General features: G+C 34.1%; 17 protein-coding genes and 1 tRNA gene. 14 read left to right on the forward strand and 4 right to left on the reverse strand.

Features of this window, described 5'->3' with window-relative positions:
* The first annotated feature begins 29 nt into the window (after positions 1-29).
* From OOT12_RS06360 to ffh, 4 genes are all read left to right on the forward strand, one after another.
* Positions 30-2,843 carry an FAD-dependent oxidoreductase gene (locus OOT12_RS06360; RefSeq protein WP_264376520.1) on the forward strand — a complete coding sequence of 938 codons (2,814 nt, stop codon included), beginning with the start codon at positions 30-32 and terminating at the stop codon, positions 2,841-2,843.
* A gap of 85 nt (positions 2,844-2,928) precedes the next feature.
* Positions 2,929-3,333, forward strand: coding sequence for a hypothetical protein (locus OOT12_RS06365; protein ID WP_264374536.1), 405 nt, complete (start codon positions 2,929-2,931; stop codon positions 3,331-3,333).
* Between the two features lie 628 nt (positions 3,334-3,961).
* On the forward strand, positions 3,962-5,521 hold the full coding sequence (locus tag OOT12_RS06370; RefSeq protein ID WP_052264998.1) for a proton-conducting transporter transmembrane domain-containing protein: 1,560 nt from the start codon (positions 3,962-3,964) through the stop codon (positions 5,519-5,521).
* Positions 5,506-6,849, forward strand: a complete 1,344-nt coding sequence (ffh, locus tag OOT12_RS06375; RefSeq protein ID WP_264374535.1) for a signal recognition particle protein — start codon at positions 5,506-5,508, stop codon at positions 6,847-6,849. Before OOT12_RS06370 ends, ffh begins: the two co-directional genes overlap by 16 nt.
* 259 nt (positions 6,850-7,108) lie before the next feature.
* Here the strand turns inward: ffh and OOT12_RS06380 are convergent, their stop codons facing one another.
* Both OOT12_RS06380 and OOT12_RS06385 read right to left on the reverse strand, forming a co-directional pair.
* Complete coding sequence (locus OOT12_RS06380) at positions 7,109-7,810, reverse strand: ABC transporter ATP-binding protein (RefSeq protein ID WP_010405332.1); 702 nt, start codon at positions 7,808-7,810, stop codon at positions 7,109-7,111.
* Entirely contained in the window at positions 7,803-8,585 is a 783-nt protein-coding gene (locus OOT12_RS06385) for an MlaE family ABC transporter permease (RefSeq protein ID WP_264685263.1), read from the reverse strand. The genes OOT12_RS06380 and OOT12_RS06385 overlap by 8 nt, the downstream gene beginning before the upstream one ends.
* Before the next feature lie 234 nt (positions 8,586-8,819).
* Here OOT12_RS06385 and rpmF point away from each other — a divergent pair, with 234 nt between their 5' ends.
* The 4 genes from rpmF (at position 8,820) to OOT12_RS06405 (ending at position 11,213) form a co-directional block, all read left to right on the forward strand.
* The gene (gene rpmF / locus OOT12_RS06390) at positions 8,820-9,002 is read left to right on the forward strand and encodes a 50S ribosomal protein L32 (RefSeq protein ID WP_006014434.1); all 183 of its coding nucleotides are present in this window, start codon (positions 8,820-8,822) and stop codon (positions 9,000-9,002) included.
* Positions 9,003-9,010: 8 nt separating this feature from the next.
* Positions 9,011-10,048: a phosphate acyltransferase PlsX gene (plsX, locus tag OOT12_RS06395; RefSeq protein ID WP_010405337.1), complete on the forward strand. Its 1,038-nt coding sequence runs from the start codon at positions 9,011-9,013 to the stop codon at positions 10,046-10,048.
* Positions 10,041-10,997, forward strand: a complete 957-nt coding sequence (locus OOT12_RS06400; protein ID WP_264374534.1) for a beta-ketoacyl-ACP synthase III — start codon at positions 10,041-10,043, stop codon at positions 10,995-10,997. The genes plsX and OOT12_RS06400 overlap by 8 nt, the downstream gene beginning before the upstream one ends.
* Before the next feature lie 142 nt (positions 10,998-11,139).
* Positions 11,140-11,213, forward strand: a tRNA-Arg gene (locus OOT12_RS06405).
* Between the two features lie 8 nt (positions 11,214-11,221).
* Here the strand turns inward: OOT12_RS06405 and OOT12_RS06410 are convergent.
* The gene (locus OOT12_RS06410) at positions 11,222-12,172 is read right to left on the reverse strand and encodes a complex I NDUFA9 subunit family protein (protein ID WP_264374533.1); all 951 of its coding nucleotides are present in this window, start codon (positions 12,170-12,172) and stop codon (positions 11,222-11,224) included.
* Positions 12,173-12,220: 48 nt separating this feature from the next.
* The gene (locus OOT12_RS06415; protein WP_264374532.1) at positions 12,221-13,597 is read right to left on the reverse strand and encodes a UDP-N-acetylmuramoyl-tripeptide--D-alanyl-D-alanine ligase; all 1,377 of its coding nucleotides are present in this window, start codon (positions 13,595-13,597) and stop codon (positions 12,221-12,223) included.
* A gap of 184 nt (positions 13,598-13,781) precedes the next feature.
* Between OOT12_RS06415 and OOT12_RS06420 the strand changes: the two genes are divergently transcribed.
* The 6 genes from OOT12_RS06420 to OOT12_RS06445 are packed head-to-tail and all read left to right on the forward strand — an operon-like array spanning position 13,782 to position 16,618.
* A complete protein-coding gene (locus tag OOT12_RS06420; RefSeq protein ID WP_264374531.1) occupies positions 13,782-14,516 on the forward strand; it encodes a hypothetical protein in 735 nt (244 codons plus the stop codon).
* 3 nt (positions 14,517-14,519) lie between these two features.
* Positions 14,520-14,801 (forward strand): hypothetical protein, encoded by a 282-nt coding sequence (locus OOT12_RS06425; protein ID WP_010403548.1) that lies wholly within the window; start codon positions 14,520-14,522, stop codon positions 14,799-14,801.
* Positions 14,802-14,807: 6 nt separating this feature from the next.
* Positions 14,808-15,176, forward strand: coding sequence for an HIT domain-containing protein (locus OOT12_RS06430; RefSeq protein WP_006014413.1), 369 nt, complete (start codon positions 14,808-14,810; stop codon positions 15,174-15,176).
* 17 nt (positions 15,177-15,193) lie between these two features.
* Positions 15,194-15,547, forward strand: coding sequence for an NADH-quinone oxidoreductase subunit A (locus OOT12_RS06435; RefSeq protein WP_006014410.1), 354 nt, complete (start codon positions 15,194-15,196; stop codon positions 15,545-15,547).
* The gene (locus OOT12_RS06440) at positions 15,538-16,041 is read left to right on the forward strand and encodes a NuoB/complex I 20 kDa subunit family protein (protein WP_264330817.1); all 504 of its coding nucleotides are present in this window, start codon (positions 15,538-15,540) and stop codon (positions 16,039-16,041) included. The genes OOT12_RS06435 and OOT12_RS06440 overlap by 10 nt, the downstream gene beginning before the upstream one ends.
* Before the next feature lies 1 nt (position 16,042).
* Positions 16,043-16,618 (forward strand): NADH-quinone oxidoreductase subunit C, encoded by a 576-nt coding sequence (locus tag OOT12_RS06445; protein ID WP_264374529.1) that lies wholly within the window; start codon positions 16,043-16,045, stop codon positions 16,616-16,618.
* Position 16,619: the final 1 nt, after the last annotated feature.

Genomic DNA, 16,619 nt, shown 5'->3' on the forward strand with positions numbered 1-16,619 from the left:
AAACAGTATGTACACTGTATAGTATAACAATGCAACTGAATTTCAAAATCTCATTTTCAAACTTATACACTTGTAGTGGATTAATAAAATTAGATGAGACGTTTTTAGATTATATAAAATCGTGCGATGAAAGCTTGTTTTGTTCATTAATTGAAGCAAGAGAAAAAGCAGCTTCTTCTTTGATGTCATCCCAGTGCTTGACACTGGGATCCATAGAACAACCAATGTTGGCCACTCAAATGACAGATAGTCAGTTAATAATAGACCTCTCATATTTACTTGATGAATTTATTGCAAAACTTTTTAATATTGGAAAAGAAGCAGAGGAGCTAAAGAAAAAGCACAACGACTTTGCTGCAATATATAAGTGTAAAAGGTTATTTGTTCAACGCTATGCATTAAAGAAGTACACTGATATAGCAGATATAGATATTGATTATGTTACCAGCAAATTAAATCGCTTTCTTGCCCTACCAACAACAGAAAAAAATTTTGCTGAGCAGGTGATGCGTTGGTTGGAAAATAAAGAGGATCACAAAGAAGAAATAGAACTTGCAGCGCAATATGCAGCGTGGAGAGTGAAAAATAAACAGAGTATACTTTTTAGTATTCACAGAAAAATTGATCACGAAAATCTCGTATCGTTCTTCAAAAAAGAAGTAGACGAAGTTGAGGTATTGTATTCAAGCAAAACAAAAAGACGACATGGTTTTGATCTGACAAGTGAAAAGGTGAGTTTGAATAAAGCATTGGATAATGCTCATTACTGCATATTTTGTCATAAGCAAAATAAGGACAGTTGTTCAAAGGGGCTAAGTAATAACGACAATACCTTTAAACAGTCCCCACTCAAAGTTGAATTGCACGGCTGTCCACTAGAACAGAAAATATCAGAAATGAATCTGGTGAAAAGCGAAGGGTACAGCATAGCAAGCCTTGCAATTGTGGTAATAGATAACCCATTATGTGCAGCTACTGGGAACAGAATATGCAATGATTGCATGAACTCATGCATATATCAGAAACAAGAACCTGTAAATGTGCCAATGATTGAAACAAGGATTCTAGATGATGTGCTCAGTTTACCGTATGGATTTGAAATATATTCTCTGCTTAGCCGTTGGAATCCTTTAAATTTTCAGCGTCCATTGCCAAAAGGAAACACAGGAAAAAACGTCCTAGTTGTAGGGCTTGGTCCTGCGGGTTTTAATTTAGCTCATCATTTATTAAACGATGGGCATAACGTTATCGCCATTGATGGACTAAAGATTGAACCTTTGATCGATAATTTTCAGCTAATTAAAGATTTCGAGCATGAAAAACTAAGTGAACGCACAGCTGGTGGATTTGGTGGAGTAGCAGAGTATGGCATAACCTCCAGATGGAACAAAAATTATCTAAAAATCATTAGACTTTTGCTGGAAAGACGTGAGAATTTCGCACTTTATGGAGGCATTCGTTTTGGAGGTACGATAACCGTTGATGACACATTCAACTTGGGTTTTGATCACACTGCCCTGGCACTTGGCTCTGGTAAGCCACGAATGATCAAAATAAAAAACATACTAGCCCGTGGAGTGCGCATGGCATCTGACTTTCTTATGTCGTTACAACTGACTGGCGCTCTTAAATTTGATTCTATAGCAAATCTGCAAGTTCGTATGCCGATAGTTGTTATAGGTGCGGGGCTTACTGCGATTGACACTGCCACTGAAGCTTTAGCGTATTATCCAATTCAAGTAGAAAAATTTCTTCTTCGTTATGAAATATTGGTTGATAAGTACGGAAAAGACTGTGTTGAAAAAGATTGGACAGAGGAAGAACACAAAATTGCAAATGAGCTGATATCGCATGCACAATTGATCCAAAAAGAGCAAGAATTAGCAAAAAAAGAGAATAGAGGAGCAAAAATACTGGAGTTAATGCAGAGTCTTGGGGGAGTGAAAGTTGTATATAGAAAAGAGCTGAAAGACTCGCCAAGTTATCGATTAAATAGCGAAGAGGTGCAAAACGCATTATCAGAAGGGATTTACTTTATTGAAAACTTAGAGCCAGTTGAAGTTGTGACAGATAAATATAACCATGCTGAGTCAATAAAACTGATAGACACAAAATCCGGCGAAATCAAACGTATAAAAGCACGTTCTATTTTTATAGCAGCAGGTACTGAGCCAAATACAGTTATTGCAACAGAAGATAAAAAGCATTTTAAATTAAGTAATGGGTATTTTACTCATTTGAATTCATCAGGAAAAGAAATAGACCCAATATTTTCTCCTAAAATGCAAAATAAAGATAGAATATTAGTGTATAAGCAAGGCAATAAAACAATCAGCTTTTTTGGTGATCTTCACCCTTCGTATAGCGGAAGCGTCGTGAAAGCTATGGCAAGTGCTAAGAACGGCTACCCTATTATTTCTCAGCTTTTGAGTGGAGTGATCCAAACATCTAATCAGCCAGCGTCACGCGCTGGAGTGACGCTGTTCCGTCAAGCTAACAAAGAATTCTTTAATAGAATCAAAGAGCAATTCACTGCAAAGGTTATAAAAGTTCAATATTTAACAGACAAAGTTGTGGAAATAGTGATCAAAGCACCACTTGCGGCAAAGAATTTTAAACCTGGACAATTCTTTAGGTTGCAAAATTTTGAAACCAATAGCAGAAAAACTCACCTCACTATGGAAGGTATAGCAGTAACCGGCACTGAAGTAGACAAAAAAAAAGGATTTATTTCCACTATTGTGCTTGAAACTGGCGGTTCCACTAATTTATGTAAATGTTTTAAAAAAGGTGAACAAATAATTCTTATGGGTCCAACTGGCAGTCCTACTGAGATTGGTTAAACCTATTTTGTACTAATTATACCATAATGTATATTATTTATTAATAAATCTATACTATGATAATGATTTTTATTAAGGTAGTATTATGACACATCAGTTAATATTCACACTTCCAAAAGAAAGCTACTCTATAGCTATAGGACCATGTTCTGCAAAAAGTAGAAAGTGTAAGGAGTTTATAGCAAAAAACGAAGACGTAGGTATGAAATTTCTTATTTCTACTAAAGATGATACTGGCAAAACAGGAAAAATGTCCCTTTGTAAAGATAATAACGGTCAAGATGAGTGTACAACATCCTACACAGTTCAATCTCCAGTAATTTATAATGATCTTTTTAATGATAGCTTTAGCTACGTAAGTGTTCTTTCGGATCATGATAAAGGACATTTAACTAGGATGCGCAATGAATTCGATAAATATAATATTGATTACACAGTTATGGATGACGGTAAAACACAGAATGTGCTGTCAGAGGATTTTATGATCTAATTTTCATTATACAGCTACTAAAGAGCTTTCTTGATTCAAGTGTCCGCTACTCGAATGCCGTCATTACAGTACTTGATACAGGGATCTATAGCTAAAACAATTTAAGATTCCGCTACGTGTTAGCGGAATCTATGCTGAGACACCGCGGCGGTATCTAAAAAAAAGCGTTAAAGACTAGATTAGCAAAGAATTCTTTAATAGAATCAAATATTGCGAAGAGCATAAAAGTCGAATGAGTGCATTGAAAACTGGCAGCTCCATTAGATTTATGCAGATACTTAAAACAAAGAAAGTAAATCACTCTCAACTAGCAGACTTACTGAAGTTCTGGATATTGAATTGATGCCAAATTTTATTTCAAAAAGTAAATAATTTACTAACGCTCGTGCACAAATTAAAAATAAATTATGCACGAGTGTAGCACTGTGAATTAGGAGTGCTATATTAAAGCTTACCTCACTATTAAAGCTATCGGTCAGATTAGATTAAAAACCTAATCTGACCGGTTTCTCTATAACCTTCTAAACCCTGATATAATTATATGGTAATTAGCTTAACTAGTGGTTAATATGCAAATTGATTTTATTTGTATGTTGAGGTAGCATAAACCATACTGTTTTACATCATTGTGCAACTTTATAAATTTTTATTGCTATTTCTATTGACTACATTAATAGTGATAGTCCTAATATTACCTGAAAATTTAGGTACTACACTGAATTGCTCTCATCCAGTTCTAAATTTTGATTTATCTTTTCGTATCGTACTAATATCTTTTTTATCAGTTGCATTTTTAGCTGTTCTACCAACACAAAATTTGACTTTTTCAGAGATGCTATCTTTTTTTGCTTATACTACCTGCTCACTCTGTGCAATTTTATCCAAGCAGATAATGTTGGTTATAATATTCTTTGAATTAATGACCATCAGTGCATTTTTTATTATCGCAGCTAGCTGTAGAGATAGTGGATCTGCAATAAGGTACGCTTGTGTACACTTTTTGGTTGGAGTTATATTGACAGCAGGATTGGCACTTCAAAGCACTAACCTGATAATTTTGGGTTTATTGATAAACTGCGCTTGTTTTCCTTTTTCGTTTTGGGTTGTTGATGCATATCCTGCTGCATCACTACATGGCACTACATATCTCTCTTTATTTACCACTAAAGTCTCTTTTTTAGTGATGCTTTTACACACTTACACCCTATGGCAAGATTGTACTGAAATATTAGCACTTGTAGGCGCCATCACTGTAATTTACAGCATTATATTTGCTTCTCTTGAGCAAAATATTCGTAGATTTCTATGCTATAATGTTGTAGGACAAATGGGCTTGCTGATTATTGCAGGAGGTTTACTCAGCCCTTCGGAAAAGGCAATACCAATTTTGATGCTACACATAATTTTCTCTCTTGTTTATCAATCATTATTGTTTGTGGTTAGCAATGCGATTATTTCGCGGACAAAAACAATTAGTTTTAATGGAGTGGGTAAATTGATGTCAGTCGAAGGCATGTGTGCTATAATTGCGATATTCACAGTGGCTGCATTTCCTGGAACCGTTGGATTTATTAGCAAATCATACATTACAGCCGAGATTGAAGCAAGTGGTGCTAATTTAGAAGTGTATAAAAATTTATACAAGATTCTAAATTTACTGCTTTATTTAAGCGTGGGGCTCAAGTTTTTCTATTACATATTTATCGCTAAAAGCAAGTCCAAACCTTCAGAAGGGAAAGAAGGTAGAATAACAATGATTATTTTAGCATTCATATGTATAATTGCTGGCAACCCTTACTTGCCTATTTACAATAACCCTTCGATTTTCGATTTTGTGTACAACACAAAAAATATTTTGTCGCAATTTAATTTGTTATTATGTACCACTTTATTGTTTATTCCTTTACGCAAGTTATTTTACCCAAGAATAAATTTTAAAATGGATATTGATTGGATTTTTAGAGCTTTCGTACCCTATATTGTCTTGCTGTTCAATCAATTGGTCTTTAAAGTGAGAGAAATGTCTGCCAACGTACTGCAAAACTTGACTAATTCACTTACTAATTTATACTTTAATAATATTACTAAACTTAAAGAAGTGCTAAGTTATAACTCAGTAAGTTTTGTTTCAGCTTCTTCTCTCTTTTTAATGAGTATTCTACTAATGCTATTATGTTTAAATCGTTAACTGAAAGTTTAAATTCTGTATTTAGTAAACTGAGAGGAAAGTCGATCATTTCTGAAGATGATTTTAATCTTGCCATGCGTGAAATACGTATAGCTTTAATTGAAGCTGACGTTTCACTTGAAGTTGCAAAAAAATTCATCAACGACATTAAAGATAAAGTGATTGGGGAAAAAGTCATAAAAAGTGTTTCTCCAGCACAAATGATAATTAAAATTGTGCAGGATAATTTAGTTGCAGTTCTCGGATCAGAGAAAAGTGACTTAAATCTAGCAGTTAAACCCCCTGCTGTGATTATGATGGTGGGCTTACAAGGTGCAGGTAAAACAACTACCTCAGGAAAGCTTGCTTTAAAGCTAAAAAAGCAAAAGAAAAAAGTGATGCTTGCCTCTTTAGACATTTATAGGCCGGCTGCCCAGAAACAACTTGAGGTGCTGGGTAAACAGATAGACGTACAAACTTTATCTATAGTAATAAATGAGGAGCCTATTGCAATTACAAAAAGGGCACTGGCAGCAGCAAAGAACGATAATTATGATGTATTAATACTAGACACCGCAGGCAGGCTTCATATTGACAATAATATGATGAATGAGTTGAAAGCCGTAAAGGAAATAGCTTCACCTGCAGAAGTTATTTTAGTAGCCGACGCAATGATAGGCCAGGATGCGGTCAACATTGCCAAATCATTCAATGAGGTAATAGGTGTAACCGGCATTATTCTCACCCGTGTTGATGGTGATGCACGTGGTGGTGCTGCTCTTTCTATGAAAATGATCACCGATTGTCCAATTAAATTTATTGCTTGTGGTGAAAAATTAAGTGACCTCGATGATTTTTATCCCGATAGAATTGCAAAAAGGATACTTAGCATGGGTGATGTTGTATCATTGGTTGAAAAAGCTGCTGAGATTGTTGGTCAGGAAGAAATTGATAAGTTACAAAAGAAAGTAAAAAAGGGTAAATTCGACCTAAACGACCTAGTGGGAATGTTAAAAACTCTGAGTAAAATGGATGGCATTAGCAACATAATGAAATTCATCCCTAGTTCATTCACAAAAAAGCTAAGTAGCAGTGTGCCAGACGACAATAAAGTGAAAAAATATATAGCCATCATAAACTCAATGACCGAAAAAGAAAGGCAAAATCCAGATATTTTAAATGGCAAAAGAAGACTTAGAATTTCTAAGGGGTCCGGAACAAGTGTAACTGACGTTAATCTTCTAATTAAGCAGTATAATCAAATGAGCTCTATGGTGAATAAATTCAGTAAAGTTGATCATAATAAACTCAAAGAATCTGATTTAATGGATATGCTGAGCAGAAAATAAATCAGCAGGTAGTAGAATGAAATAAAATCATCAGTTGTAATTGCTGTTGAGTAGTGAAGTAACAAATTCAATAAATTTCCTCAGTTGGAATTGGCATAATAATAAAAATTGATATAAGTTACTTTAGCTATATTTAATGCGTTGTTTTATAGCTAACACACCATACCACCGTGGCACTACACTAGTAACAGAACGACAATTGTCAGTAGCTCAAGTTAGGCTAGATATGGCATTCACAATATCGTTTGTAAACCTATAGCTATATATAATGAATGAATTTTTTTATATATTCGTTATTAGTATTTTGTATTTCTTGGACAGTTCCGTGGTAGATAATATTCCCTTCGTATAATACTGCTATTTTATCAGCTATTTTAAATGCACTATGAATATCATGTGTAATCGTGATAATTGTAGGGTTAAAGTCTTTAGATAATTTTATTATTATCTCGTTTACCATATCTGACATAATTGGGTCCAATCCTGAAGTTGGCTCATCCAATACAATAATTTCTGGATTGTGCGCAATCGCCCTTGCAAGTGCTACTCTTTTTTTCATTCCGCCTGATAGCTCGATTGGAAACATATCTGCTATGCTTTCCTCCAGTCCAACATCATTTAACTTCTCGATTGCTAGCTGTTTTGCCTCCTTTTCGCTGATATTAAAGCGCTTTTTATAATTAAAAGATATATTTTCCCACACTGTAACGTAGTCAAATAAAGCAGAATTTTGAAATAAGACTCCAAATTTATTTTTGCTTTCACTATTTATTTTAATAGACCCTGAGTCTGGTTTTAGCAATCCAATGATTATTTTTGTTAATACAGATTTACCACTTCCTGAGCCGCCAAGTATGACTAATGATTCCCCCTTCGATATATTAAAACTTATGTTGTTTAATATCGTTCTATCATCAAAAGACAAGCTTAGGTTCAATATTGATATTATGGGGCTATACATGTATCAAAGTAATCAAGTAGTTTGCTAAAATGATCAATATGGACGAAAAAACAACAGTTGATGTTGTAGCAACACCTACTCCTCGTGCACCTTCTCTACAATGGTAACCGTAATAACAACTTGAAACAGAAATTATAGCACCAAAAGCAGTCGCTTTCATTAGCCCAACAACAAAATTGTTTATATTAAAGAATTGAGCTGTATATTTTATGTATATATTTAAATTGTGGTTAAATTCAAAGACTGCGGTGACATACCCTCCAAATATTCCTATTAGATCTGCACATACTGTAAGTATTGGAAATACTATAACTGACGCTAGAATTCTTGGTGCAATTAAATATTTGAAAGGATTGATGTCCAAAGTTGTAAGTGCATCTATTTGTTCAGTGATGCGCATCGTGCCAATTTCTGCTGCAATTGAGGACCCAACCTTTCCTACCATTATTAAGCTAATCAAAACTGGCCCTAACTCTTTAATGATAGTGATCGTAACAAGCTTAGGTACTACTTGTTCTTGATTAATCAATAGACCACTTAAGCTACTTTGTAAAACTATCACCGCTCCTATAAAAACTCCAGTTAGCCCAACAATTGGTAAAGAGAAAAAGCCTATCTCTATAATTTGTTTTGCTACATTGCTAAAATAATATGGTGGCACAAAGCAGTGGTATAGAGATTGAATAAAAAACACAAATGCGTTACCAAGCCTCAACAGAAAGTTGATAAAGCACCTACCGATTATTCTAACACTGTTTACATCAAAGGAACTCACTTTGCATTTATCTTAGCTAAAAATTAGTTTTACTGATTTTATTAAAATTTTTATTAACTCTATCGCAGAGTATAGTCAAGATATATCTTAAGTTCAATATACTTTGATCAAAATGCTTGAGTTTAAGTTTATAAGACTGAATTGTATAAGAAAACCTTACTTATTTCGCTATTTACTTCTTGTAAAAAACATGCTACTAATAAATTGTGTTATATAATTGAATTGGAGTAAGTTTTGGCAGTTCCAAAGAGAAAAAAGTCAAAGTCAAGGCGTAATATGCATCGTTCTCATCATGCTATTAAACCTAAGAATATTGTGGTATGTGCAACAACTGGAGAATTCATGTTGCCTCATAACATAGCAGTTGACAATAGTTACAAAGGAAAACGTGTTTTCATTAAACAAAAGGCGGAGTAACTCATGATATGTTACCCACGGTCAACAACAACATAGTTATCGCACTTGATGCTATGGGAGGGGATTTTGCACCTCTTTCCGTAATTCAGGGTGCTAGTTTTTTCTTGGATAATCTTGTTGATCCAGGTGTTGAAGTTTTTTTTCATATTTATGGAGATCAGAAAGAAATATCTCCTTTGCTTTCAAAATACAAAAAAGTAATCGATAACTCCGAATTTACCCATTGCTCTGATAATGTTCTTCCAAATGATAAACCCTCTTTTGCACTGAAACATCGCAAAGATTCAAGTATGAAGGCAGCTGTTGAAGCAGTGAAAAAAGGTAAAGCTTTTGGAATGGTGTCTTCAGGCAACACTGGAGCATTGATGGCTATCTCCAGATTTATTTTAGGAACATTACCCAATATCTATCGTCCTGCTATTGCATCTGTCTGTCCAACTAAGACAAAAAGCTTTGCATTGCTTGATCTTGGTGCAAATGTTGACTGTAATACTGACTCATTATTTCAATTTGCATTAATGGGGAGTATATTTGCAAAAATAGCATTAAAAGTTGAAAATCCTGAAGTCGCTTTGCTAAACATTGGTACAGAAGAAGTGAAAGGTACTGACTCAGTAAGAGGAGCTTTTGAGTTACTCAAAAATGCTCCAAGTATTAACTTCAAAGGATATATAGAGGCAAGTGAATTTTTAGATGGTAATATAGACGTAATTGTTGCTGATGGTTTTGTTGGTAATGTAATGCTCAAGACAGCTGAGGCAACTGCTGGTACTTTTATCAGTCTAATAAAACAGGAAGTATTTAATTCATGGATGACAAAAATGCTTGTCGGCATATTGTTGAAACCCAAGCTAAATAAAGCATTAGAGCGTTTTAATCCTAAAATTAGAAGTGGAGCTATGTTTTTAGGGCTAAATGGTATCATTATAAAGAGCCACGGAAATTCTGATGCTATTTCTTTTGCTCACGCTATAAAATTTGCAGTAAATGCAATCAGTGAAAATTTAAACCAGAAGATAATTAACGGGGTAAGTCATATTGAATAAAAGTTTCATATTGAGCACTGGTTCTTACCTACCAAAAAAAATTTTGAGTAATAACGAAATTGCATCGATAGTTGAAACAAACGATGAATGGATAAGGCAAAGAACAGGAATAGTTCAAAGACATATAGCAGATGAAGGAGAACTAACGTCAGATTTAGCTGTTAATGCAGCGAAAAATGCTATAGAAAAAGCGAAAATTTCAATAGATGAAATTGGTTTGATCATAGTTGCAACAACAACACCTGACAAAACTTTTCCTAGCTGTGCAACGATTATACAAAGTAAATTAAAGTGTAAAAACGCATTTGCTTTTGATGTACAGGCAGCATGCTCTGGTTTTATATATGCAGTTACAGTTGCTGATTCACTTATAAAGTCTAACGATAGAATTAAATACGCGCTTGTTATTGGTGCTGAAATAATGTCTAGGATTGTTGATTGGGAAGATAGGTCAACTTGTGTACTCTTTGGTGATGGTGCTGGTGCAGTGATAATGAAATCAGAAATGAGTAGCAGTAGCATTATATCAACAAACTTACACTCTGATGGCAATGTGGACTTATTATGTACAAACGGAGGAATATCCTCTACTCGTGATTCTGGAAAGATACTTATGAATGGAAGAGAAGTGTTTAAACATGCAGTAGAGAAATTAACAGCCTCAGTAGAGGAAACTCTAAAATGCAATAGTTTGAAGATTAGTGATATTGACTGGTTAATTCCCCATCAAGCAAACATTCGCATTATTGAAGCAGTAGTAAAGAAATTAGATTTTCCTATAGAAAAAGTAATTAATACCGTTGATAAGCATGCAAACACCTCAGCAGCGTCAATTCCACTAGCCTTAGACTATGCAGTACAAGAATCAAAAATAAAGTCAGGAAATCTGATATTGCTGATTTCAATAGGTGCAGGTTTAGCCTGGGGTTCTGTGTTACTGCGCTATTAGACTTCCTATTACCCACGCTTCTTTTTTCTCAGTTTTATCGTTACATGCTGTACTGACAAAGTTTTGAGATATTATCACAAACATTATATTCACAAGAAATACTTGACTTCACGTGTACTAAGAAGCATTTTATATATGATGTGTGCCCGTAGCTCAGTTGGATAGAGCAACAGCCTTCTAAGCTGTGGGTCGTAGGTTCGAATCCTACCGGGCACATTCTTCTATCAATGCTTTCTATAAATTTTCAAGTATTCTGGTACCACATTTTCAATTGCTAGTGGTCTAATTTTCATTGTTTCGAGATCATCTGACTTTTCGATTGAACTACTCATCATAACTTTCACCTGATCTCGAGTAAGTATAGGGCTTGCATCTCCAGTTATAGGTTTTAACAGCACAGAAACAACTTTACTTTCTAAGAAAAAGGCTATCAATCTTGCCATTGGAAAAGGTACATTGATCAGTAGACACTTTCTGTTAGTCACATTCAGAATAAACTTTAATAAGCTTTTAAAAGAGTAAACTTTTGGTCCACCTATATTATAAATTTTTTTATCTTGCTTATTAAAGCTGATAATACGGTATACCACTTCAGCTAAGTTTGTTACACATATCGGCTGAAACTTCGTTATTCCACTACCGATCAACGGCAAAAAAGGAAGAATTGTTGCTAATCTTGCAAACTTATTAAAGAAATTATCTTCTTTACCAAATACAAGACTGGGCTTAATTATCATTGCTCCTTGAAACGCCGAAGCTACAGCTTTCTCACCTTTCAATTTACTTTGGGCATATTTTGATAACTTACCATTTTCTATTCCCATGGCAGAAAAATGTATCATCATGGATACATTTTTTATTTGCGCAGCTTTTGCTATTCTTTCAGCTATTCCAACATGAACTGTATAGAAATCGTATTTTCTTTTTTCATATAATATTCCTACTAAGTTTATAACAACATCACACCCCTCCATACTTTCTAAAATTGATTTTTCATTAAAAAAATCTCCTTCAAGTATTGATATTTGCCCTAAGTTGCCACATAACTTTAGACAAGCAGCTTTTTCCTGATCACGAGTAAATATTCTTATTAAATACCCCGCCGCTGCCAAGCGTCTTACGATGTGTTTTCCTATAAATCCCGTTCCACCAAAAATAACTATACGTTTTATCACAGTTAAAACTTCCAATAACTTAACTTTAAATTAATACAATAGTTTTATTTAATATTCTATTGTGAATTCCTGCACTATAAGGTCCATTCTCATTCCATGAGAACCTTTAACTAAAATTACATCATTACCTTGAACAATATTAGCTAAATTACTTTTCAATTGGTTAGAATCATCGAAATGCATGCCTTTTATATTCTCCGGTAAAAGTTTATTCAATTCTAACATAAATTTACCAACTGTATGAACTTTATTCACATTTTGTTCTACTATAGAGTCAAGCAATTCTGTATGAAATACTATGCTTTCATTACCAAGTTCTAACATATCGCCGAGTAGTGCCACTTTTCTTAAATTAGAATATGTACCTAAAGTTCTTATTGCAGCCTTCATTGAAGTAGGGTTAGCATTATAGGAGTCGTTAATCAAATGTACTAATTTTCCATTGTATTTAGCTTGATGAACATTACCTCTACCTTCTGTTACAGTAAAATTCTCAAGTGCTAGTGGTAATTTCGATAAATCAAGTCCTAGACTTTGCACAACTGCTGTCACAACTAATGCAGAGTATGTAAAATGCTCACCCCGCAAACGTAAATTACAGTTTATAATTTGACCGTTGTGCGGTTTAATTTTTAAATTTATACCGCTATCGTTTCTTATTAGGTCTAACAAACAAACAGTAGCACTTTCATTCTTACCAAAGCTCACTACATTTCTGTCAGCATTTGATAAAAGATAATCATAATGTTTATTATCCTTGTTCAAAACCAAAGTACCATTATTTTTCATACCACATAGGACTTCTAACTTCGCTTGCGCAATATCAAGTAGAGATGAAAAATTTTCAACATGCGCAGGTTCGATGTTGGTAATAACTGCAATATCCGGATTGCTAATCTTCGATAGCTCTTTTATCTCACCAGCTCTATTCATTCCCATTTCAAGGATTAAGTACTGGCAGTTTTTTGGGACTTTTAGAATAGTAAAAGGTAATCCTATATTATTATTCAAGTTATCTTTGTTTGCATAAGACGCTCCATATTGCGATAGAACAGTGTGCAGCATGTCCTTTGTAGTCGTTTTCCCGACACTACCTGTAATTGTAATAACTTTAGCATTAACAAGAACATTTCTAATGTAATATGATGCCATGTTATGCAAAGCTTTTAGAGTATCTTGCACAATAATTAGAGGAAAATTTCTATATTTATCTTCGCTTACTACCGCAGCAACAGCTCCTTTTAAAAATGCTTCATGTAGAAAATCATGCCCATCAAATTTCTTTCCCTTGAGAGCAATAAATAAATCACCTTTTTTTATGCTTCTTGTATCCGTTGAAATATTTGAGCTATATACCGAATTACAAACACCCTCCCCTCTTCCGCCAGTAGCATCGATAATATTATTTGCGTTCCATTTTAACATAATTTATCTTTAAAGGTAATTTGAACAAGAAAAGCAGCAAAAATACTACATACTTTGGTAATGTACAAATAATGATTGCTATCTCTATAATTTCATCTTATAATAGATATACAAGCTTAAATATTTTCGTCTATAATTGGGTGTATTTTACTATCTGATTGTAGAAAGTGACTTGGAGGTATGTATGGCAAAAGATGAGTCAAATAAAAAGTCTATTTTGGCTAAGATAAAAGGCGTGTTTTTTCTTGTGCCTAAAGCACTTATTTATCCTATAAAGAAACCGTTTGCTTCAATTGATGAAATGAAGCATGATGCTAAAGTTTCATTAAAAAAGGCTGTGAGTGATGTACCTAAAGAAGAAGAGAAATATGACCCACCTATAAAAACCACAGAAGCTAGTAAGTACCTTGGCATACAAATAACAAAACAAGAAAAAGGTAAGGTAAGTTTTTTAGCGTCAAGAACTTTAACGGGGGATATACCTTACTTGAGTCCAGAGAAATTAGATAAAATAAGGAAAGATCTGCCAAATATAACTATTTTTAGAGAAGAAAACAAAATTGTAATTGAAGTTGATGTTGAGAAGATTATCCAAGAAATAAAAGATAAAAATCCAGGTATAGACGAAAAAGTAATGAAAAAGTACGCTCTTGAAGGAATTTATAATAAAATTGATTATGATCTCAAAAATTTGGCAAAAATTACTGGTGGAGAGTTTAAAGTTCACACAGACCGAAAGTTGCTGTATGATATTGCAGAAAAGTTGTATAGTGGATACGATAGTAAAAAGCAACAGTCACAAGAAGTTATAAGGTCTATAGGTAAAGAAAAGTCATCAGAGAAAACTTTAAATAATTGGCAAAAAGCTATTAAACAAGATTTTGAAAGTTGCGAAAGCATAAGAGGTAGGGGGAAATAAATTATGGAGAGTGTTATGAAAGAAGTTAAAATAGAGGAAAGGTATCATAGCCTAACTGTTCCTGGAGATATGTATCATTTACAACCAGAAGTTATTGCTGCAAGAAGGGCAAAAAGAATAGAAACGTTTTCAAAAAGACACCAAATGGACTATGGGTCAGTTTTGCGTGGACAAGATATACAGCTAAAAGACGTTTCAAGTCTTGAAGATGCTTCTAGCGAAGCAGCAATAAGCCCACCTTCTACACCAAATCATAAGCAAAATAGAAGAGGACCAGGAATTTAATAAAGTATGGGTAGTACAGCTTATGATGACACTAATATTTTTGCTAAGATATTAAGAGGTGAGTTGTCTTATGAGGAAATACATAAAAATGAAAATGTGCTAGCTTTTCGTGATAAGTATCCTGATGCACCAGTTCATATTCTAGTTATACCAAAAGCTCAATACGTTTCATACGATGATTTTGTTCTGAAAGCTTCCGAAGAGGAAATAGTAAGTTTTTTTAAAACTGTTAGAGAAATAGCACATAAATATAACTTAGAAAAAACAGGATATAGATTAGTTACTAATCACGGTAAAGATGGAGAGCAAGTTATACCGCACTTTCACATACATATTTTAGGTGGTAAAAGATTAGGAAAGCATGTAAATTCATAGTGTTATATGTTTTTTAAATGAGTGAATATTTAACCATATTAATTTTTATCTGTGTATCAATTGTAGTATCCTTTACTTTAGGTGTATTACCTATGTTTCTTGCAGTCAGTAACCCAGATGGTGAAAAGCTTTCTACATATGAGTGTGGCTTTAATCCTTTATCAAGAGCCAGAAAAAGTTTCGACATAAAATTTTACTTAGTTGCAATATTGTTCATAATATTCGATTTAGAAATTGCTTTTCTTTTCCCTTGGGCCGTTTCTTTATCTAAAATAAGCTATTGCGGATTTTGGTCTATGATGATATTCCTTGCAATACTTACTATAGGCTTTATTTATGAGTGGTGTAAAGGTGCGTTGGAATGGAAGTAAATTTATCTAATGGCGACTGGAATCGTTACAAAAAAGAAGGTTTTCTTATCACTAAATTTGGCGATTTAATAGATTATATAATGAACTGGGCAAGGTCTGGTTCATTATGGCCAATGACATTTGGTCTTGCATGTTGCGCAGTAGAGATGATGCACACTGCATCCAGTCGTTATGATCTTGATAGATATGGCATAATCTTTCGTGCAAGCCCAAGGCAAGCAGATGTTATGATTGTTGCTGGCACGTTAACTAATAAAATGGCAGCAGCATTGCGTAAAGTTTATGATCAAATGGCAGATCCCAAATACGTCGTTTCTATGGGAAGTTGTGCAAATGGCGGTGGCTATTATCATTATTCTTACTCAGTAGTCCGTGGTTGCGATAGAATTGTGCCAGTTGATGTGTATGTTCCTGGATGCCCTCCAACTGCTGAGGCGTTGCTATATGGAATGCTATGTCTACAAAATAAAATAAAACGAACTAAAAATATATAGCATGGATAAAACTGCAAAATACATACAAAAAAAGACTAAATGTGAATGTATTCAGAAAAATGATGGCACTATTGTAATATATTCAGCTTTGAATGACATTGAAAATCACTTACTCTTTCTACGTGATGATGAAAAGTGTAGGCTTGAATTATTAGTTGACGTTTTTGGAGTTGATTACCCAGATAGAGAAAAACGTTTCGAGCTAATATACAATTTGCTCAGCGTTGTACACAATATCAGAGTGCACATAAAGCTTCAGTTATGTGAAGGTGATATACCTCTAAGTGTAGCAAAGATATTTAACGCAGCTTCGTGGTTTGAGCGTGAAGTATTTGATATGTATGGAATAGAGTTTTCTGATCACCCTGATTTACGTAGGATTTTAACGGATTATGGATTCAAAGGTCATCCAATGTTAAAAGATTTTCCTCTCACTGGCTACGAGGAAGTAAGATACGATATAGAGGCAAAAAAGGTTGTATATAATCCTATAGACTTACCGCAAGATTTTCGTATGTTTGACAGCTTATCCCCTTGGGAAGGTAGGAAAGCCACAAAAGTAAATATAAAGGAGTAAA

It is taken from the genome of Wolbachia endosymbiont (group B) of Parapoynx stratiotata, from assembly GCF_947250635.1.
In the GTDB taxonomy this organism is placed as follows: Bacteria; Pseudomonadota; Alphaproteobacteria; order Rickettsiales; family Anaplasmataceae; genus Wolbachia.

What these genes read in the sequence shown, in the direction of transcription:
- OOT12_RS06440 (WP_264330817.1), top strand. Translation starts at nt 15,538, where the DNA reads ATGGAAGTAAATTTATCTAATGGCGACTGGAATCGTTACAAAAAAGAA.
- OOT12_RS06360 (WP_264376520.1), top strand. Translation starts at nt 30, where the DNA reads ATGCAACTGAATTTCAAAATCTCATTTTCAAACTTATACACTTGTAGT.
- OOT12_RS06365 (WP_264374536.1), top strand. Translation starts at nt 2,929, where the DNA reads ATGACACATCAGTTAATATTCACACTTCCAAAAGAAAGCTACTCTATA.
- OOT12_RS06430 (WP_006014413.1), top strand. Translation starts at nt 14,808, where the DNA reads ATGGGTAGTACAGCTTATGATGACACTAATATTTTTGCTAAGATATTA.
- OOT12_RS06380 (WP_010405332.1), bottom strand. Translation starts at nt 7,810, where the DNA reads ATGTATAGCCCCATAATATCAATATTGAACCTAAGCTTGTCTTTTGAT.
- OOT12_RS06445 (WP_264374529.1), top strand. Translation starts at nt 16,043, where the DNA reads ATGGATAAAACTGCAAAATACATACAAAAAAAGACTAAATGTGAATGT.
- OOT12_RS06425 (WP_010403548.1), top strand. Translation starts at nt 14,520, where the DNA reads ATGGAGAGTGTTATGAAAGAAGTTAAAATAGAGGAAAGGTATCATAGC.
- OOT12_RS06435 (WP_006014410.1), top strand. Translation starts at nt 15,194, where the DNA reads ATGAGTGAATATTTAACCATATTAATTTTTATCTGTGTATCAATTGTA.
- OOT12_RS06415 (WP_264374532.1), bottom strand. Translation starts at nt 13,597, where the DNA reads ATGTTAAAATGGAACGCAAATAATATTATCGATGCTACTGGCGGAAGA.
- OOT12_RS06420 (WP_264374531.1), top strand. Translation starts at nt 13,782, where the DNA reads ATGGCAAAAGATGAGTCAAATAAAAAGTCTATTTTGGCTAAGATAAAA.
- plsX (WP_010405337.1), top strand. Translation starts at nt 9,011, where the DNA reads ATGTTACCCACGGTCAACAACAACATAGTTATCGCACTTGATGCTATG.
- ffh (WP_264374535.1), top strand. Translation starts at nt 5,506, where the DNA reads ATGTTTAAATCGTTAACTGAAAGTTTAAATTCTGTATTTAGTAAACTG.